Consider the following 18147-nt stretch of genomic DNA (forward strand, 5'->3'; position numbering starts at 1 on the left):
TATGACATACACTCAGGGTTGATGGAAGACAATCTCTGGGAACGGCTCGCGAAACCTGCGCCCGAGCCCAAGACCGGGCTGAGCCTCGGCCGCATCGCGCGGGCGGCGGTGGAGCTGGCCGACGCGGGCGGCCTCGACGCGGTCTCGATGGCCCGGGTCGCCGAGCGGCTGGGCTTCACCACGATGTCGCTCTACCGGCACGTCAAGAACAAGAACGAGCTGCTGCTCCTGATGCTGGACTCGGTCGCGGCCGTCCCCGCCGCGCTCGACGAGCCCTGCGAAGGCTGGCGGCCGGGCCTGCGGCGCTGGTGCGCCGCGCAGTGGGAGATGTTGCGGGCCCACTCCTGGATCGTGCAGCTGCCCATCACCGGGCCGCCCGTCACGCCCAATCAGCTCGCGTGGACCGACCGTGCCCTGGCGGCGCTGGCGGGCACCGGGCTCGACGAGCGCGCGAAGGCGGGCGTCGTGCTGCTGATCGCCACGTACATGCACGCCACCGCGCGGCTGAGCGCGGACCTCGGCAGCGCCGCGTCGGGCGTCGCGATCGCCGGCCACAGCGCGCTGCTCGGCTCGCTGGTGGACGCGCGGCGCCTGCCCGCGCTACGCGCGGCGGTCGAGGCGGGGGCCTTCGACTACCCGCAGGACATGCCCGAGGAGGAGCGGCGCTTCGACTACGAGTTCGGCCTGGACCGGATCCTGGACGGGGTGGAGGTCATGATCGGGACCGGCCGCCCCGGAGACACGACCTAGTCGCGCTCAGCCGCCTGGGCCTCGCGGCGCTCGATGATGCGGCGGGTGAAGGGGATGACCTCTACGACGCGGCTGCCGAGGTAGGCGCCGATGAAGGCGAGCACCAGGAGCACGAAGGGGCTGGTGGCCAGGCCGTTCATGGTGACGAATGCCTGCAGGATCGCGTCGAGCGCCATAGGGGTACTCCCGGGGGACGGGGATGCGGGGAGGAGTTCAGGGTAGCCGCACCCGGCCAGTGCTCGCCGCCAAATGGGATAAAGGGCGACATGATCTACCATGCCGCCCTTTAGGTGATGATCAGTGGAAGAAGTGGCGGGTGCCGGTGAAGTAGAGGGTGATGCCGGCCTTCTTGGCCGCCTCGATGACCAGCTCGTCGCGGACGGAACCGCCCGGCTCGACGATGGCGCGTACGCCCGCCTCGGTCAGCACCTCCAGCCCGTCGGGGAACGGGAAGAACGCGTCGGAGGCCGCCACCGAACCGGCCACCCGCTCCCCGGCCCTGGTGACCGCGAGGCGGCACGAGTCGACCCGGTTCACCTGGCCCATGCCCACGCCCACGGTCGCCCCGCCGCTGGCCAGCAGGATGGCGTTGGACTTCACCGAACGGGCGGCCCGCCAGGCGAACTCCAGGTCGGCCAGCACCTCCGGCGAGGCGGGCTCGCCGGTCTTGAGCTCCCACTGGGCCGCCGAGTCGCCGGAGGCGTCCACGCGGTCCACGGTCTGCACGAGCAGGCCACCGTTGATCTTGCGGAACTCGGTCGGCTCCGCCGGGCCCTCCGGGCAGCGCAGCAGGCGCAGGCTCTTCTTGCCGCGCAGCACCTCGAGCGCCTCGTCGTCGTACGCCGGAGCGACGACGACCTCGGTGAACACGTCGAAGATCTGCCTGGCCAGCTCCGCCGTGACCGGCCGGTTGACGGCGATCACGCCGCCGTAGGCCGACACCGGGTCGCACGCGTGGGCCTTGCGGTGCGCGTCGGCCACGTCGGTGCCGATGGCGATGCCGCACGGGTTCTGGTGCTTGATGATGGCCACGCAGGGCTCGGCGAAGTCCCAGGCGGCCCGCCAGGCGGCGTCGGCGTCGAGGTAGTTGTTGTACGACATCTCCTTGCCGTGCAACTGCTCGGCGTTGGCCAGCCCGCCGCTCCCCGCCGTGCCACCGGTGTAGAGGGCGGCGCGCTGGTGCGGGTTCTCGCCGTAGCGCAGGGTGGCCTTGCGCTGGTACGCCGCGCCCGCGAACTCGGGGAACTCGCCCTCCTCCGACGTGCCGGCGAACCAGTTGGCCACGGCTACGTCGTACGAGGCCGTGTGCGCGTACGCGATGCCCGCTAGCTTCCTGCGCTCGGTCAGCGTGAAGCCGCCCTCGGCCAGCGCGTCGACCACGTCTCCGTAGGCACCGGGGTTCACCACGACCGCGCAGGTGTTGTGGTTCTTCGCGGCACCCCGGATCATGGCCGGCCCGCCGATGTCGATCTGCTCGACGCACTCCTCGTCGGACGCCCCGGAGGCCACCGTCTCCTGGAACGGATAGAGGTTCACCACCACGAGCTGGAACGGGTCGATCTCCAGCTCCTCCAGCTGCGCCACGTGGTGGGGCTTGGTGACGTCGGCCAGCAGCCCGGCGTGCACGCGCGGGTGCAGCGTCTTGACCCGCCCGTCCAGGCACTCGGGGAACCCGGTGAGCTGCTCCACCTTCGTCACCGGGATCCCGTAGGACGAGATCGCGGCGGCAGTGCCGCCGGTCGAGACGATCTCCACTCCGGCGCCGTCGAGGGCTCTGGCCAGCTCCTCGAGCCCGGACTTGTCATATACAGCGATCAACGCGCGCCGGATGGCGATGCGAGTCACGTGGTTTCCCCTCCTGTGTGGTTGCCGATTCGGACGTTGCGTCCGCTGACCGTCCAGCCCTCGCGGGCCATCCGGCCGACGGTCTCGACGAGCAGGCGGCGCTCGACCGTCTTGATGCGCTCGTGCAGGACCGCCTCGTCGTCGCCCGGAAGCACGGGCACCGCCTCCTGGGCCACGATCGGCCCCGTGTCGACACCCTCGTCGGCCAGCATCACCGTGCAGCCGGTCACCTTGACCCCATGGGCCAGCGCGTCACGCACGCCGTGGGCGCCGGGGAACGACGGCAGCAGGGCCGGATGGGTGTTCAGCACCGGGAAGGCGTCGAGTGTCGGCGTACCCAAAATTTTCATGAAGCCGGCGGACACGACCAGGTCGGGTTCGTACGCTGCGATCTTGGCGGCGATGGCGACGTCCCATTCACCTCGCGTCGCATAATCGCCCAATTTTTCAACAAAAGTCGGAACGTTAGCCTTCGACGCCCTGGCCAGCCCTTCGATCCCCTCCCTGTCGGCACCGACGGCTACCACGCGAGCGCCGTACGACGGATCGGCGGAAGCGTCCAGCAAGGCCTGTAGGTTGGTTCCAGAGCCGGAGACGAGGACGACGAGCCGCCCAGCCTTAGACACGCGCACTCCAAAAGAGGAAACAGGGTGGGGGTCACAGGGTATCTGTTCATCGCCCGGCGACGCAGAGGAGGTCAGGTGTCGACACCGGTGAAGGCACCGGCAGGCCAGCAGCCCGCGGAGTCAGCGGGCCGCCGAGCGATCTGGTTGTCCATCGCAGCGCTGGCCATGACGTTCATGTTGCCGCTCGCCGGCCTGGTCATGGCGTTGTTCGCGCTGATGGCCGGGGTGCGGGCGCTGCCACTGCTGAAGGGCGAGGGCAGGCCCACCGGCATCGCCGTGGGCGGCATCACGGTCTCCTCGATAGCGCTGGCCCTGTCGGCCCTGGCCACGGGGATGCAGCTCTACCTCATGGACGAATACTCCGCCTACCAGGAGTGCATGAAGGGCGCCGGCACGGTTTCGGCGCAGGGCGAGTGCTTCACGCAGTTCAGGGACGCGGCGCAGCGCAAGCTCCCGGCCGACGTGCTGGAGATGCTCGGCGCCATGCAGCCCTGACGGACGAGGCCACGAGACGCTAGTCGCGATCCCAGGCGTACGGGTCGACGTAGATGACATGACCGCCGCGGTCGTCCGACTCGTCCACGATGTCCTTGCGCGGCGGCCGGGCTCCGGCCTCCGGCTCCGGCGGGCGCGGTCGGGCCTGGGCCAGCGTCTCCGCCTCCGCCGAGGCGTGCTCGTCCTGCCAGTCGTCCCTGATGACCGGGATCTCCTGGGTGTCGGCCTCCGTGGCGTCCATCCAGTGACCGGGCAGCGGGCGCGGGTCCGACTCGGCCAGGCCCACCTTGCTCGCCGCCTTGGCGATCGCGGCGCCGGCCTTGCGCACGGGGGCCGCCGCCTTGTCGAGCGGCGCCCGGGCGCGCTTGTTGAGCAGCAGCAGGTTGGTCACGCCCGCCGCGATGCCCGCGGCCACCCCGACCTCGATCGCCACCGACAGCGCCACCTCCCAGGGTGAGGGGCCGACCGTGGCCAGCCGCCCGCCGCCGATGGGCCCGCCGGACAGCGCCGCCAGCAACCCGGCGACGACCCCGGTGGAGACCCCGCTGAGGAACCCCCACAGCGGCGCGGCCTCGTACGACGGCGACGGCGAGATCCTGGCCACCATCACGCCCGCCACGGCCCCGGCCGCGAACGGCAGCGCGATCACCGCCATCATCCACGCCGGCACCGGCCCGCTCTCCGGCAGCGCCCCCAGCAGCGGCAGGCTGGGCACGGTGCCGAGCTGCACGCCGGTGGGCGCGACCAGGGTGTCGGCGCCGATGGCGAACCCGGGGCCGGCGATGTAGGAGAAGGCCCAGATGACGGCGTTCAGCAGGTAGAGCAGCTGCATCAGGATCAGCAGCACCCCGCCCACGAACCCGGGCGAGAGCACCTCCGACAGCTCCCTGACCTGCCCGAAGTTCAGGACGACGGCGACCAGCACCAGCGCGCACCCGGCCACGAGCAGCACCGCCGTGGCGACCGCGGTGCCGACCGTCAGGGCGCGCACGCGCTCGGGCAGCAGCCGCAGCATCACCCGCCACGGCCCGATCATGCGCGCCGTGGCCAGCGCGCCCGCCAGGAAGGCCAGCACGAAGTGGCTGAGCAGCGCCTCGCCGATGAACGGCTGCGTGATCTCGTTGCTCGCCACGAGCGCGATCAGGCCGGCGAGCAGCGCGTACGGGGCCGCCAGCGAGACGCCCGCCTGCGCCACCAGGACGAGCTGGGCGCGGCGGCGGGCCCCGGCCTGCTCCTTGGGACTGTTCTTCGGCAGCCGGGCGGGCAGGCGCAGCCGCAGGTCGGCGTCGCGGGCCATCCACCGGCCCGCGCGGTAGAGCAGCACGGCCGGCAGGATCGTCAGCCCGAGCGGCAGCAGCCCGACGCGCCCGCCGGGGATGGCGAAACCGGCGTGGTGGGCGGCCAGCCAGAGCTGCGCCGCCGTACGGAACACTCCCGGCAGCCCGGCGCCCAGCGTGCCGCGCGGCGCGGCGATCCAGCCGACCAGGGTGAGCGTGGTGAGGGCGGCCAGTCCGACGCCGAGCGTGGCGGCGGCGGCCAGCATTCCCGACACCGGCAGTGGCCGCCGGTTCTCGTCGTCATCGCTCGAGACCCCGGGGAGCTTGCCGAGCACCGACCGGGGGGCAGTGCGCAACTGGTCGAGAATCGCCGTCACAGTAGGCGATTTTCTCAAGGTTTCCCGACCGAAGCTTGGTTGACGCGCCGCCCGGTATCCACTTTGTGCTCCGATCCATCCCCGCACGTGTCCGAACTCCTCGATTCAGCCCCCGTTCCCGCCGCGCGCCCCTTTCCCATCCCGTTCTTTACGGCTGCGCGGGCTTGCCCCACCCGCCGTCGCGGGCCGGCGCCCGTCCAGGGAGACGCTTTCTGACCCGGTCAGTGGCGCGCCGCCGTTACGACGCGCTGTGGGCCGGGTTCCGTGGTGACCTGTGGGCCACCACGTCCGGGCATGCGAAAGCCCCGCGCGGACGCCGCCGCACGGGGCTCACGCGACCGTCGACTAGCGGGCCTGCATGATCTCGCGCATGAGGCGGGCGGTCTCGGAGGGGGTCTTGCCGACGCGGACGCCGACCTTCTCCAGGGCTTCCTTCTTGGCCTGGGCGGTGCCGGCCGAGCCGGACACGATGGCGCCGGCGTGGCCCATCGTCTTGCCCTCGGGGGCGGTGAAGCCCGCCACGTAGGCCACGACCGGCTTGGTGACGTGCTGCTCGATGTAGGCGGCCGCCCGCTCCTCGGCGTCGCCGCCGATCTCACCGATCATCACGATCGCGTCGGTGCCCGGGTCTTCCTGGAACGCCTGCAGCGCGTCGATGTGCGTGGTGCCGATGACGGGGTCGCCGCCGATGCCCACGGCGGTCGAGAAGCCGAAGTCGCGCAGCTCGTACATCAGCTGGTAGGTCAGCGTGCCGGACTTCGAGACCAGGCCGATGCGGCCGGCGGTGGTGATGTCGGCGGGGATGATGCCGGCGTTGGAGGCGCCGGGCGAGGCGATGCCGGGGCAGTTGGGGCCGATGATGCGGGTCTTGCCGCCCTTGGCCACCGCGTACGCCCAGAACTCCGTGGAGTCGTGCACCGGGACACCCTCGGTGATCACCACGCACAGGGGCATCTCGGCGTCGATGGCCTCCTTGACCGCGTCCTTGGTGAAGGCCGGGGGCACGAACACGACCGACACATCGGCGCCGGTCTGCTCCATCGCCTCCTTGACCGTCCCGAACACGGGCAGGCCCTCGTGCGTGGTGCCGGCCTTGCGGGCGTTGACGCCGCCGACGACCCGGGCGCCGGAGGCGAGCATGCGGCGGGTGTGCTTGGTGCCCTCACCGCCGGTCATGCCCTGAACGATGATCTTGCTGTTCTCAGTCAACCAGATGGCCATGGGTCACGCACCTACCGCAGCGAGCTCGGCGGCCCGCTTGGCCGCGTCGTCCATCGTGTCTACCAGCTCGACCCGCGGGAGCGCGGCGTCGGCCAGGATCTGCCGCCCGAGCAGGGCGTTGTTGCCGTCGAGGCGGACCACCAGCGGGTGGGTCACGGCCTCGCCGCGGCTCTCCAGCAGCTTGAACGCCGAGACGATGCCGTTGGCGACGGCGTCGCAGGCGGTGATGCCGCCGAAGACGTTCACGAAGATCGACTTGACGCTCGGGTCGGAGAGGATGATCTCCAGGCCCGCGGCCATGACCTCGGCCGAGGCGCCGCCGCCGATGTCGAGGAAGTTGGCGGGGGACGGCTTGCCGGGGAACGCCTCGCCGGCGTAGGCGACCACGTCGAGGGTGGACATGACCAGGCCCGCGCCGTTGCCGATGATGCCGACGTTGCCGTCGAGCTTGACGTAGTTGAGGTCCTTCTCCTTGGCCTTGGCCTCGAGCGGGTCCTCGGCCGCCTTGTCGGCCAGCGCCTCGTGGTCGGCCTGGCGGAACCCGGCGTTGTCGTCGAGCGTGACCTTGCCGTCGAGGGCCTTCACCTGGCCGTCGGCCGACAGGATCATCGGGTTGACCTCGACGAGCGTGGCGTCCTCGTCGACGAAGCAGCACCAGAGCTTCTCGATGAGCTCGGCGGCGCCGTCGAGCGCCTTCTCCGGCAGGCCGCCGGCCACCGCGATCTCGCGAGCCGTGGCGCGGTCGATGCCGTTCAGCGCCGAGACGGGCACCTTGGCGACCTTCTCCGGCGAGGTGTGGGCGACCTCTTCGATGTCCATGCCGCCCGCGGCGGAGCAGATGGCGAGGAAGGTACGGTTCGCGCGGTCGAGCAGGAAGGAGAAGTAGTATTCCTCCGCGATCGCGCTGGCCTCCTCCACCAGCACCTTGTGGACCGTGTGGCCCTTGATGTCCATGCCGAGGATGGCCTCGGCCTTGGCGACGGCGTCGGCGGCGTCGTCGGCCACCTTCACGCCGCCGGCCTTGCCCCGGCCACCGGTCTTGACCTGGGCCTTGACGACAACTCGGCCGGTCAGCTCCGTCGCGGCCGACCGCACCTCCTCCACGGTGTGGGCGACGATGCCGCGTGGCACCGGGATGCCGTAGTCAGCGAAGAGCTCCTTCGCCTGATGTTCGAACAGGTCCACGAGGGTCCGTCCTTGCTTATCCGACTGATGTTCGACGGCCCGGGCAGCTGTGCTGGCCGTCGCGTCCGCTCGCCGCTCGTGGTCGTGCCTCGCTCTCTCACGGCGAGCTCCTACGCTCAGGGGTGCGTGCCGGGCGTTTCCGCCAGTGAAGCCTAGCCCGAAGCTTGACCTGACCAGGTCATCGGGTCGCCGTTCTCCCGCTGTGTGACGCTGATCTCACTTCTCCAGGACGACCTCTGCACGAAAATTGCACGGATTAGACGTCGTATGACCTGTCACTCGATATATGGTCGTGATCTTCAAATGGCAGGCTTGCCACCCGCTCTCCCCGTAATGCCGAAGGAAACCGAATGAAGCGAATTCTCGCGGGTCTTGCGCTGGCGTCGTCGGCCGCGCTCATGACCACCGCGCCCGCGCACGCGGCGGCGCCCGCCGACCCGGTGAAAGCGCTCAAGAAGCAGTACGTGGCCGGTCACGGGGTGCGCGTGTCGGAGACGGCCCGTACGTCGGCGGACGGCAAGAACACGACCGTCATGACGACGAACGGCACTTTCGGGTTCGGCAAGTCGGGCGTGGTCGCGGCGGACCTGCGTACCCGGGTAAAGGGTGGAGCGACCGCGCTGTATCCGCCGCGAGTGGTCACCGTGGGCAAGCACACATATGCCCAGGGTGGATTGTTCAGCGAGGAATTGCCCGAAGGCAAGAAGTGGGTTCGCTATGCGAATCAGGCGAGCCCGAGCACCGGTGGCCAGTTGCTCGACATCTTCGAACCCAAGATGCTGAAGGCGCTCGTCTCACGGGCGAAGAGCGTCAAGAGTGGAACGTACCGGGGCTCGCTCACCTACGGCGACCTCAGCAAGATCTACGACGAACCGGTCCCGGACACCCTGAAGAAGGTCAAGGTCGATTACGCGCTCGACCTGAACTCCAAGGGCCTGGTCACGGGGATCCGCAGCGAATTCACGCTGGACTTCGGCATCCTCGGGAAGACCACCACCACCGTCAGCACCCGTTTCACGGGCTGGGGCGCCAAGATCTCGATCAAGGCCCCGCCCGCCGACGAGGTGATCGACATCAGCGAGCTCGGATCCGACACCCAGGTGCCGCAGGAGATCCCGAACGGCTCGCTGAACTCGCTCGGCAGGATCCAGTAGTCGTCCTGTCTCCGAGCTGCTCCACGAGGCCGGCTCCGGCCTCGAGCAACATCCCCCCTCAACACCCAAGGAATCCCGCATGAAGCGAATCCTGACGGGCGTGGCGTTAGCCACGACCGCAGCTCTGGTGACCGCCACGCCGGCGTTGGCCGCCGCGCCCAAGGACCCGGTGGTCGCCGTCAAGAAGCAGCTCCGGCCCGGCAAGGGCGTGAAGTTCACCGAGCGCACCACCATCATCGACGGTGGCGCGCGGGAGGTGTTCGTCCGGCGCTCCGGCACCCTGCAGTTCAGCAAGTCGGGCATCGCGGCCTCGGACATCACCGGCAAGTTCAACATCTCCCTGAGCGACCTGGGCGAGCTGCCCGAGGGCGAGACCGGGGAGCTGCTCAAGGCGATGGCCGCCAAGGAGCGCACGATCCGGATCGGCACCACGTCGTACCTGTCCGGTGGCATCTGGTCGAGCATGCTGCCCGAGGGCGAGACCTGGTTCAAGGCGGCCAAGGGCCCGACCGGTGGCGTCACCGGCATGTTCGGCCAGCCCCTGAACCTGGCCGAGCCCGCCACGATCAAGACCCTGATGAAGGGCGCCAAGCCGGCCGGCGGCGGCTTCGCGGGCAAGACCAAGGTGGGCGACCTGTGGAACGCCTCCGCCTGGCTGCGGGCCACCTGGCTGGACGCGCCGTCCGCCAAGGCGAAGAAGAGCTCGATCTCCTGGCGGATCACGGTGAACTCGGCGGGCGTGCCGACCCGGCTGGTGACCACGTTCCCCGGCTCCGTCATCGGGGGCGAGGGCACCGTGAGCGTGGACACGAGCTACACCGGCTGGGGTGGCTCCGTGTCGATCAAGGCGCCCAAGAACGAGGTCGCCGACAAGTTCGAGAACGGTGAGGACGACCTCTCCAACCTGAACATCCCGCTGGGCAGCCTGGCCGGCTGATCCGGTCATCCGAGCCCTCTCCCGCCGGTCCTGGCGGGAGAGGGCTTCTCTCTTCCTGAGGATGCACATGAAGCGAGTTCTGGCGGCGGTGGCCGCCGTCGTGACGGGCATTGTCATCGCCGGCGGCACACCGGCGCAGGCGGCCGCGCCCGACCCGGTGAAGGTTGTGAAGAGCAAGTTCGCCCCTGGGCACGGGGTGAAGGTCTCCGAGGTCACCATGACGAAGCCCAAGGGCAAGAAGTCGGTGTTCATGGAGGTCACGGGCACCTACGGGTTCGGCAGGTCGGGCGTCGTCGCCGCCGACCTGACCTTGCGGTCCGCGCTCGACGAGAAGGTCTCCATCCGCTTCCTCGCGGTGGGAACGCGGGTCTACATGAGCAGTGACGCGATCGATGACCGCCTGCCCGAAGGGAAGACGTGGGTGCGCATGGACGTCCCCGACGCCGGCAGGGCCCCGTCCTTGCAGCCCGTCGACATCTTCCGGCCCCCCTACCTCAAGGGCCTGCTCTCGCATGCCTCGTCCGTGCGGAACGGCGTCTACCGTGGTGAGCTCTCCTACAAGCAGGCGAAGAAGATCGACGGCGGCGGCGCGTTCGACTACCGGCTGAGCACCGACTCGACCGGTCTGCCCACCCGCTTCCACACCGGGCAGGGCTCGCTGTTCGGGGGCGGCCGGGACTACACCGACACCAGGTACTCCGCCTGGGGCCACGAGGTCAGCATCGTGGATCCGCCCGACCACGAGGTGATCACCGAGGCGGTCCTCACGGACACCGTGTACGACCAGATGCTCGAGGAGATCAAGGAGATCCCCATCGAGGCACTCGGCTCCGTCGGCCGGTAAGTCCGCCCGGCCTCGCTCGGCCGGGTCTCAACCGGCCTCGCCCCGGCCTCGCCCCGGCCGGATCGCGGGGCCCCGGTCGAGCCGGACTTGCTCGTGGGGCCCCGGTCGAGCCGGGCGGGCTCGTGGACCGCTGAGTCCCGGCCGGGACTCAGCGGGTCGCTCAGCTCAGGCGGGAGTCACGCAGGCTCGCCCATTCCAGCGAGTGCCTGATCCCCTCCTCGACCGAGTAGCGGGCCCGCCAGCCCAGCAGGCGGTGGGCGCGGTCGCTGCGGGTGTAGGCGCCGGCCACGTCGCCGGGGCGGGCGGGGGCCTCGACGACCTCGATCGGGCGGTCGACGACACGGTTGAACGCGTCGACCAGCTCGCGGACGGTGGTGCCCGCGCCGGTGCCCAGGTTGATCACGTCGGCCTCCAGCGCGTCGAACCGTTCCAGGGCGGCGACGTGGGCTGCCGCCAGGTCCCAGACGTGCACGTAGTCGCGGATGCCCGTGCCGTCGCTGGTCGGGTAGTCGGTGCCGGTGATCTTGAACGGGACGCCCTCCTCGTACGCCTCGATCATCTTGCCCAGGGCGTGGCTGGGGCGGCGGAGTTGCAGGCCCGTGCGCATCCGGGGGTCGGCGCCGATCGGGTTGAAGTAGCGCAGAGAGAGGATCCTGATGGGCCGGCCTGCCGCGATGTCGGCGAACATGCCCTCGCAGACGGCCTTGGTCCGCGCGTAAGGACTCTGGGGGTCGAGCGGGGACTCCTCGGTGACCGTGTGGTCGTCGCCCGTGCGGTAGATCGACGCCGAGGAGCTGAAGATCATCCGCGTGCAGCCGTTGCGGACCAGGTGGTCGACGAACTCCAGGCTCTTGGCGACGTTCGCGCGGTAGTAGCCGATGGGGTCGGCCACCGAGTCGGGGACCACGATGAGCGCCGCGCAGTGGATGACGGCCTCGATATCCGGATTTTCGGCGAATATCTTGTCAATCAGCGGGCCGTCGCTGATATCACCCTCGTAGAACACCCGTCCCTCGGCGAACTCCCGTCGCCCCGTCACGAGGCTGTCCAGAATCACGGGGGCGATCCCGGCGTCCAGGCACGCCGATGCGATGGTGCTCCCGATATATCCGGCCCCGCCAGTAATCAAAACGCGCATCCCTGAACCCTAACCATGCGCGGCTCCATGCGTGAGCGGGTCTGTGGATAACTTCCTTCGAGCGGTACGGCGGCGCGCACCGGACGCCACTCCCGACTTCCGTTGCGTTCGTGCTCTGGTGCAGTCGGCTTTGGCGTGCGACATTTCCTGATATGGGCAGGGACGTGCCAGTCGTCGTGTTCAGCAGGGACGATCGCCGGAAATATCGGGAAAAGGTGCGTCGATGTCTCGACGTCTTCGCCCAGATGCTGCGTGAATCGCGGTTCGAGTTCGACCGGCCGCTGGCCGGTCTGGAGATCGAGCTCAACATCGTCGACGCGCGCGGCGAGGCGGCCATGCGCAACGCCCAGGTGCTCGACGCCATCGCGCAGCCGGACTGGGCGACGGAGCTGGGCCAGTTCAACGTCGAGATCAACATCGAGCCCCAGGAGCTGGCCGGCGACGGGGCGCGCCGCCTGGAGGACGACGTCCGGGCCCGGCTCAACCACGCCGAGGAACGCGCCCGCTCCGAGGGCGGCCACCTGGTCCTGATCGGCATCCTGCCCACGCTGCGCGAGCAGGACATCGGCGAGGGCACGCTCTCCGCCAACCCGCGCTACCGCCTGCTCAACGAGCAGATCTTCGCGGCCCGTGGCGAGGACCTGCACCTGGCCATCGAGGGCGTCGAACGCCTTGACACGCATGCCGACAGCGTCGCCCCCGAGGCCGCGTGCACCAGCGTGCAACTCCATCTCCAGGTCAGCCCTGAGACGTTCGCCGCGAACTGGAACGCGGCCCAGGCCATCGCCGGGCCCCAGGTCGCCGTGGCGGCCAATTCGCCGTACCTGTTCGGCCGGGAACTGCACCGGGAGACCAGGATCGCACTGTTCGAGCAGGCCACGGACACGCGGCCGGCGGAGCTGAAGGCGCAGGGCGTACGGCCGCGGGTGTGGTTCGGGGAGCGGTGGATCACGAGCGTGTTCGACCTGTTCGAGGAGAACGTCAGCTACTACCCGGCCCTGCTCCCCCTCTGCGAGGACGAGGATCCACGCACCGAGCTCGAACAGGGCCATATCCCCCACCTTCACGAGCTGACCCTGCACAACGGCACGATCTACCGGTGGAACCGGCCGGTGTACGCCGTGGTGAACGGGGTACCTCACCTCCGCGTGGAGAACCGTGTGCTGCCGGCCGGGCCTTCCGTGGTCGACATCGCGGCAAATGCCGCGTTCTACTACGGGTTGATGCGCGTGCTGCCGTACGACGAGCGGCCGATCTGGAGCCAGATGTCGTTCCGGGCGGCGGAGGACAATCTCGGCGCCGCGGCGCGGCACGGGCTGGACGCGCGGCTCTACTGGCCGGGGATGGGCGAGGTGCCCGCGGCCGAGCTGATCCTGCGGCGGCTGCTGCCCATGGCCCACGACGGGCTGGTCAAGTGGGGGGTGCACGGGCCCGTCGCGGATCGGCTGCTGTCCGTCATCGAGGGGCGCTGCCTGTCCGGGCGTACGGGTGCGACGTGGCAGGTGGACCGGGTACGCGCGCAGCGGGGCGACCGGCACGAGGCCCTGCGGGCCATGACCCTGGAGTACATCGAGCGCATGCACACCAACGAACCCGTACACACCTGGGATGTGTGAAGGCCCGTGATCCACGTCCCACCCCGCACCGTCCCCGCCCCGCCCTTTGCCCGTCCCTCCGTCCTGCCCTTGGCCCGCCCCTCCGTGCTGCCCTTCGTCCTGCTCTTTGTCCTGCTCGCCACCGCATGTGGCATCGTCAGGCCGTCGTCCATGGACAGGGCGGGCACCGACACGTTCGAGGGCGACGTGCGAACGGCGCGCGCGCTGACGGAGGAGTTCTGGAGGCGGCAGTTCCAGCAGTCCGGGGAGACTTATCGGCCCATCGCCGACTTCATCCCCTACTCGGGGAACTCCGGCCCGAGCTGCGGCGGCGAACCTTCCGTACCGAACAACGCCTTCTACTGCCCGATCGGCCACTTCATCGCCTTCGACCAGGACTGGATGGAGGCGCTGTGGAACGACATGGGAGACGGTTCGGTCTATGTCATCATCCCGCATGAGTTCGGCCATGCCGTCCAGGCGCAGCTCCGTACCGACTTCGAACTGAACGTCCAGATGGAGCTCCAGGCGGACTGCTACGCCGGCGCCACCCTGTCGGCCCTGGTCGGCTCGGGCGTGCTGACGGCGGATGAAGGGGACGAGAATGAGCTGCTCCTGAGCCTGGCCGCGGCCGGCGACCCGACGGACGACTGGCTCAACCCGGCCGCCCACGGAACGGCGGAGCAGCGGCAGAGCTTCTATGTGACCGGGTACCAGGGTGGGGTGGGGGCCTGCTGAGGGCGTACGCGCGGGACCCGATCGGACCTGGGGATGTATCCACGTGTCAACCCACAGGATGATGTGACCGATCATCCCCACGCTCTACCGTTGACCCATGCCATTGGAGGAGATCAGCTGGCTGCGCAGGGGGGCATGCAGATCCAGCGACCCAGACCTCTTCTTCCCCCTAGCCCCAACCCCCTTGCAGGAGGCCCGCGCCAAGGCGGTCTGTGCGAGCTGCCAGGTCATGCAGGAGTGCCGTGCGTACGCCTTACGCGCCGGCGAGTCGGAGGGGATCTGGGGCGGCCTCACACCGGAGGAGCGCCGCCGCGCCCGCTTCCCAGAAGGCTGGCGCCGCCCAGCCGCCTCCTGACCACTTCCGCCAGTAGACCGGGAGCCGAGGTCCGACCGCAGCCGAAGAGCGCGGCCCGGACGTCGGCCTGAGCTGGAGGCCGGTCAGCACTGGGACGCCGGCCTGGGCCTAACGCCGGTCAGAGCTGGAGGCCGACCTGGGCCGGAGACCGGTCGGAGCCGAAGGCCCCTCGGGTCTGGAGGCCCGCCGGAACTGGAGCCCCGCCGGAACTGGAGCCCGCCTGAGCTGGAGGCCCCGCCGGAACTGGAAGCAGGCCTGAGCTGGAAGTCAGCCAGGACCGAAGGGGCGAGGGCTGAGGGTTGGCCGGAGCCGAAACCGGAGCTGGAGTCGGCCGGAACGGGGCGGACGCGAGAGCGGAGCCGACGTGGGTTGGTGGGCACGGGTGCGAGGCGCAGGGGCGCGGGTCGGTGGCGCCGGGGCGAGGAGCGGGGCCCGGGCGAGGAGCGGGGCCAACATGGGTCGCAGGGGTGGGCACGGATGCCAGGCGCAGGGGCGCAGCCGGAACGGGGCCAGCGCGGGTCGCTGGGGTGGGCACGGGTGCGAGGCACAGGGGCGCGGGGCCAGCGCGGGTCGGTGGGGTGGGCCCGGCGCAGGGGACGTGGCCGGAACGGGGCGGGCGCGAGCAGCGGGCCAGGCGGGTCGGTTGGGGGCGGGCGCGAGGAGCGGGTGGGTGGGCCCGAGTGGGTGGGGGGGACGTAGCCTGCAAGGGTGCTGCTCCGCTCGATTGCCGTCCTCGCCGCCGCCAACATCCTCAACAACAAGATTGCCCCCCGCCTGGGACCCCTTACGTCCACGGTCGCGACGGCCGCGCTGGTCGCGATGGCTCGTAGGTCTGGGCTGTCTTGGCAGGAGCTCGGGTTCGAGCACGGGCGGCGCGGCGCCGTGGCGGGGGGTGCCTTAGCGGCTGTGGTCGCCACCGTCTACACGGTCGGCGTCGCCTCGCCCCGCACGCGGCCGCTCTTTCACGACGAGCGCGCCCTGTCGCTCTCGCGTGCCCGCGTCGTGGAGGAGGCCCTTCTCCAGGTGCCCCTCGGCACGGTCCTGCTGGAGGAGGTGGGTTTCCGGGGCGCCCTGTACGCCATGGTGCGCCAGCGTCGCGGTACGGTCGCCGCCACGGCGATCTCCTCCGCCCTGTTCGGGCTGTGGCACATCCTGCCGGCCATCGACATGGCCCGCGCCAACCCCGCCCTCGGTGCGCTGACGGCGGGCGAGTCTCCTGCCCGCCTGGACACGGCGCGGGTGGTTGCGGGCAGCGTCGTCTCCACGGCGGCGGCCGGGGTGCTGTTCTGCGAGCTGCGCCGCCACCGCGGCCTTCTGGCCCCGGCCATGCTCCATCTGTCCACCAACTCGCTCGGCTACCTCTTCGCCCGAATCGCCGCCAAGCTGAAGCCCGTACCTGGTACGAGTGAACCTGCCGTCCCCGGTACGGGTGAACCTGCCGTCCCCGGTGCGGATAATCCTGTCGGCGGCGGTGCTGGGTAGTCCCGTCGATCGGGGTGCTGGGTAGTCGCGTCGACGGTCCCGGATTGTCCCGCCGGCCCGTCCCGGATTGTCCCGCCGGCCCGTCCCGGATTGTCCCGCCGGCCCGTCCCGGATTGTCCCGCCGGCCCGTCCCGGATTGTCCCGCCGACGGTCCCGGGTTGTCCCGTTGGTGCTCCGGGTGGACCGGCTTCCCCATGACCGGTGGTTGATCTCTCGGAAGTGACCGCCCCGTTGGAAGCGCCCGGCCGGTGGTGGTCCAGAGGGTGCCGGGAGTGGGGTGATCGGCGGCGGTGGGGATGGGTCGTGTCCGAGATGGGTGGTACGCCCCTGGCTGCTAGGGATTGCGGTTACGGAACGTGAGCTGGCCGGCCGTCACGGGTGGATCATCGACTCGCGCAGGATGAAGGTTTTCACCTCCCGGCAGTGTTTTCTCCCCCGCCCGCCGAACCGCCCTGTGGCCAGGGCTTGTCCAGGCTTTAACGTCTCCGAGGCGCTTCACCTCAAGGCGGTCCCAAGGCGACCGTCTTGAGAGGCGTACGCGTAGCCGAGATCACGACAAACTCATGAACGCCGGAGGTACGGAGGTGGTGTTGCATGCGTACGGTAATCGACATCGACAAGGAGCTCCTGGAAGCGGCCCAGCAGAAGCTTGGTACGCCGACCATGAGAGAAACGGTCCACGCCGCGCTGCGAGCGGTCGTCGACCGGGACGCGGAAAGGGCGGGTGCGATCAGGGCGTTCGAGTTCTGGCGCACGGAGGGGAGCCCGGACCTGCTGGATCCGGAGATCACGAAGCATGCGTGGCGACGACAGGACTGATGTATCTCCTCGACAAGAGCGCCCTGGCCCGCATCCGCGGCAGTGACGTGATCGCCAAGGCCCTCCAGCCGCTCTACGCCGCACGGGCCGTGGCGACCTGCAGCGTCATCGATCTCGAGGTGCTCTACAGCGCCCGGGACCACGCCCACTACCAGCGCATCCTGCACGCCCAGCGCCAGTGCATCCTGCTCCCGGTGGACCAGGAGGTGCAGGCGCGGGCCATGGCCGTGCAGCGGCAGCTCGTCGAGATCTCGCAGCACCGGGGCATCGGGCCGAACGAGCTGCTGATCGCCGCCTGTGCCGAGGTGCACGGGGCGACGATCCTGCACTACGGGCACGCCTTCGACATCATCTCGGAGGTGACGGGCCAGCCCTCGCTCTGGGTGGTGCCGCCCGGCTCGGTCCCCTAAACCGGCTCGGTCCCTAAAGCCGGCTCTGTCCCTTAAGCCGGCTCGGTCCTCTCAAAAAGCCAAGCCGCCCCCGAAAGCCGGTTCAGGCGGTGGAGACCACCTGGAAGCCCTCCGCGTAGCGGTCCTCGCCGAACCCGGCCTGCTCCGCCCAGGCGGCGAAGCGGCTCCGGACGAAGTCGGTGAAGCCTTCCACGTGTGAAACCTGGCTCACATGCGACTGCAAGGCCGCGAGCTTGCGGTCCATGGCCTCGGTGATGTCCACCCAGTGGTTGGGGGTGGAGCCGCCGTTCAGCCACACCTCACGTACGGTCCACGCCTCCAGCCCCTCTTCCTTGATCAGCTCCGGGAACGCGTACGGATTGCGCGCGTCCGGATAGACCGCGTCCAGGGCGGCCCCGCCCACGGCGCGGTGGTCAGGATGGCTGGGGGCGATGAACTGGTAGTTGCGGTCGGGGTGGTGGGTGATGAGCAGGTCGGGCCGGACCTGGCGGATCACCCTGGTGATGGCCCGCCGGAGCTCCAGCGAGGGCACCACCTGACCGTCGGGGTAGCCGAGGAAGCGAACGTCGGTCACGCCGACCGCCTTGGCGGCCGCCAGCTGCTCGGACCTGCGCAGCTCCGCCATGCCGGAGTTGTCCAGCTCACGCTCGTTGCCACCCGCGTCGCCGTCCGTGACGAGCAGGTAGGTGACCTCCACGCCCCGATCCACGAACAGCGCCACGCTGCCCGCCGAGCCGAAGTCGGCGTCGTCCGGGTGGGCGGTCACGACGAGTACGCGATTGATCTCGTTCTCCGGCAGCATGACTCCCCTTTCAAGACCTTCGTGAACGACAACCGGAACCCCCTCGGAGGCATTCCGGGCACCGTTTGTCGGTGGAGCGTCTTAACCTAGGTGGGTG

19 protein-coding genes are annotated in these 18147 nt (G+C 69.9%); 11 read left to right on the forward strand and 8 right to left on the reverse strand.

Going from position 1 to position 18147, the window contains the following annotated elements; translation table 11 throughout:
- The first annotated feature begins 21 nt into the window (after positions 1-21).
- On the forward strand, positions 22-750 hold the full coding sequence (locus AB0J69_RS04235; protein WP_364112717.1) for a TetR/AcrR family transcriptional regulator: 729 nt from the start codon (positions 22-24) through the stop codon (positions 748-750).
- Here the strand turns inward: AB0J69_RS04235 and AB0J69_RS04240 are convergent.
- The 3 genes from AB0J69_RS04240 to purN form a co-directional block, all read right to left on the reverse strand.
- The gene (locus tag AB0J69_RS04240; protein WP_364112719.1) at positions 747-926 is read right to left on the reverse strand and encodes a hypothetical protein; all 180 of its coding nucleotides are present in this window, start codon (positions 924-926) and stop codon (positions 747-749) included. The two genes, AB0J69_RS04235 and AB0J69_RS04240, sit on opposite strands and share 4 nt — an antisense overlap.
- A 121-nt stretch (positions 927-1047) precedes the next feature.
- Entirely contained in the window at positions 1048-2595 is a 1548-nt protein-coding gene (purH, locus tag AB0J69_RS04245; protein WP_364112721.1) for a bifunctional phosphoribosylaminoimidazolecarboxamide formyltransferase/IMP cyclohydrolase, read from the reverse strand.
- On the reverse strand, positions 2592-3221 hold the full coding sequence (purN, locus tag AB0J69_RS04250; protein WP_364112723.1) for a phosphoribosylglycinamide formyltransferase: 630 nt from the start codon (positions 3219-3221) through the stop codon (positions 2592-2594). Before purN ends, purH begins: the two co-directional genes overlap by 4 nt.
- A 75-nt stretch (positions 3222-3296) precedes the next feature.
- Between purN and AB0J69_RS04255 the strand changes: the two genes are divergently transcribed.
- Positions 3297-3716 carry a hypothetical protein gene (locus AB0J69_RS04255; protein ID WP_364112725.1) on the forward strand — a complete coding sequence of 140 codons (420 nt, stop codon included), beginning with the start codon at positions 3297-3299 and terminating at the stop codon, positions 3714-3716.
- Between the two features lie 19 nt (positions 3717-3735).
- Here the strand turns inward: AB0J69_RS04255 and AB0J69_RS04260 are convergent, their stop codons facing one another.
- The 3 genes from AB0J69_RS04260 to sucC form a co-directional block, all read right to left on the reverse strand.
- Complete coding sequence (locus AB0J69_RS04260; RefSeq protein ID WP_364112727.1) at positions 3736-5370, reverse strand: DUF6350 family protein; 1635 nt, start codon at positions 5368-5370, stop codon at positions 3736-3738.
- 345 nt (positions 5371-5715) lie between these two features.
- Positions 5716-6591, reverse strand: coding sequence for a succinate--CoA ligase subunit alpha (gene sucD, locus AB0J69_RS04265; protein WP_364112729.1), 876 nt, complete (start codon positions 6589-6591; stop codon positions 5716-5718).
- Between the two features lie 3 nt (positions 6592-6594).
- The gene (gene sucC / locus AB0J69_RS04270; protein ID WP_364112731.1) at positions 6595-7776 is read right to left on the reverse strand and encodes an ADP-forming succinate--CoA ligase subunit beta; all 1182 of its coding nucleotides are present in this window, start codon (positions 7774-7776) and stop codon (positions 6595-6597) included.
- Positions 7777-8126: 350 nt separating this feature from the next.
- Between sucC and AB0J69_RS04275 the strand changes: the two genes are divergently transcribed.
- The 3 genes from AB0J69_RS04275 to AB0J69_RS04285 all read left to right on the forward strand — a co-directional run bounded on the left by AB0J69_RS04275 (position 8127) and on the right by AB0J69_RS04285 (position 10711).
- The gene (locus tag AB0J69_RS04275) at positions 8127-8930 is read left to right on the forward strand and encodes a hypothetical protein (RefSeq protein WP_364112733.1); all 804 of its coding nucleotides are present in this window, start codon (positions 8127-8129) and stop codon (positions 8928-8930) included.
- A 79-nt stretch (positions 8931-9009) separates the two neighbouring features.
- Positions 9010-9867, forward strand: coding sequence for a hypothetical protein (locus AB0J69_RS04280; RefSeq protein WP_364112735.1), 858 nt, complete (start codon positions 9010-9012; stop codon positions 9865-9867).
- A 67-nt stretch (positions 9868-9934) separates the two neighbouring features.
- Entirely contained in the window at positions 9935-10711 is a 777-nt protein-coding gene (locus tag AB0J69_RS04285; protein WP_364112737.1) for a hypothetical protein, read from the forward strand.
- 160 nt (positions 10712-10871) lie between these two features.
- Here the strand turns inward: AB0J69_RS04285 and galE are convergent, their stop codons facing one another.
- Positions 10872-11849 (reverse strand): UDP-glucose 4-epimerase GalE, encoded by a 978-nt coding sequence (galE, locus tag AB0J69_RS04290; RefSeq protein ID WP_364112739.1) that lies wholly within the window; start codon positions 11847-11849, stop codon positions 10872-10874.
- 164 nt (positions 11850-12013) lie between these two features.
- Here galE and AB0J69_RS04295 point away from each other — a divergent pair, with 164 nt between their 5' ends.
- From AB0J69_RS04295 to AB0J69_RS04320, 6 genes are all read left to right on the forward strand, one after another.
- Positions 12014-13465: a glutamate--cysteine ligase gene (locus tag AB0J69_RS04295; protein ID WP_364112741.1), complete on the forward strand. Its 1452-nt coding sequence runs from the start codon at positions 12014-12016 to the stop codon at positions 13463-13465.
- Between the two features lie 6 nt (positions 13466-13471).
- Positions 13472-14182, forward strand: a complete 711-nt coding sequence (locus AB0J69_RS04300) for a neutral zinc metallopeptidase (RefSeq protein ID WP_364112743.1) — start codon at positions 13472-13474, stop codon at positions 14180-14182.
- A gap of 97 nt (positions 14183-14279) precedes the next feature.
- On the forward strand, positions 14280-14537 hold the full coding sequence (locus AB0J69_RS04305; protein ID WP_364112745.1) for a WhiB family transcriptional regulator: 258 nt from the start codon (positions 14280-14282) through the stop codon (positions 14535-14537).
- Between the two features lie 708 nt (positions 14538-15245).
- Positions 15246-16019: a CPBP family intramembrane glutamic endopeptidase gene (locus AB0J69_RS04310; RefSeq protein WP_364112747.1), complete on the forward strand. Its 774-nt coding sequence runs from the start codon at positions 15246-15248 to the stop codon at positions 16017-16019.
- Between the two features lie 594 nt (positions 16020-16613).
- Complete coding sequence (locus AB0J69_RS04315; RefSeq protein ID WP_364112749.1) at positions 16614-16838, forward strand: type II toxin-antitoxin system VapB family antitoxin; 225 nt, start codon at positions 16614-16616, stop codon at positions 16836-16838.
- A complete protein-coding gene (locus AB0J69_RS04320; protein ID WP_364112751.1) occupies positions 16820-17248 on the forward strand; it encodes a PIN domain-containing protein in 429 nt (142 codons plus the stop codon). Before AB0J69_RS04315 ends, AB0J69_RS04320 begins: the two co-directional genes overlap by 19 nt.
- 82 nt (positions 17249-17330) lie before the next feature.
- Here AB0J69_RS04320 and AB0J69_RS04325 read toward each other — a convergent pair whose 3' ends face one another.
- Positions 17331-18050, reverse strand: a complete 720-nt coding sequence (locus AB0J69_RS04325) for a PIG-L deacetylase family protein (RefSeq protein ID WP_364112753.1) — start codon at positions 18048-18050, stop codon at positions 17331-17333.
- Positions 18051-18147: the final 97 nt, after the last annotated feature.

It is taken from the genome of Nonomuraea sp. NPDC049709 (assembly GCF_040674815.1).
Taxonomy (GTDB): Bacteria; Actinomycetota; Actinomycetes; order Streptosporangiales; family Streptosporangiaceae; genus Nonomuraea.

Coding starts and splice junctions, on each gene's coding strand:
- AB0J69_RS04280 (WP_364112735.1), top strand. CDS start 9,010: ATGAAGCGAATCCTGACGGGCGTGGCGTTAGCCACGACCGCAGCTCTG.
- AB0J69_RS04240 (WP_364112719.1), bottom strand. CDS start 926: ATGGCGCTCGACGCGATCCTGCAGGCATTCGTCACCATGAACGGCCTG.
- AB0J69_RS04305 (WP_364112745.1), top strand. CDS start 14,280: ATGCCATTGGAGGAGATCAGCTGGCTGCGCAGGGGGGCATGCAGATCC.
- AB0J69_RS04275 (WP_364112733.1), top strand. CDS start 8,127: ATGAAGCGAATTCTCGCGGGTCTTGCGCTGGCGTCGTCGGCCGCGCTC.
- AB0J69_RS04235 (WP_364112717.1), top strand. CDS start 22: ATGGAAGACAATCTCTGGGAACGGCTCGCGAAACCTGCGCCCGAGCCC.
- sucD (WP_364112729.1), bottom strand. CDS start 6,591: ATGGCCATCTGGTTGACTGAGAACAGCAAGATCATCGTTCAGGGCATG.
- AB0J69_RS04285 (WP_364112737.1), top strand. CDS start 9,935: ATGAAGCGAGTTCTGGCGGCGGTGGCCGCCGTCGTGACGGGCATTGTC.
- galE (WP_364112739.1), bottom strand. CDS start 11,849: ATGCGCGTTTTGATTACTGGCGGGGCCGGATATATCGGGAGCACCATC.
- AB0J69_RS04315 (WP_364112749.1), top strand. CDS start 16,614: ATGCGTACGGTAATCGACATCGACAAGGAGCTCCTGGAAGCGGCCCAG.
- AB0J69_RS04325 (WP_364112753.1), bottom strand. CDS start 18,050: ATGCTGCCGGAGAACGAGATCAATCGCGTACTCGTCGTGACCGCCCAC.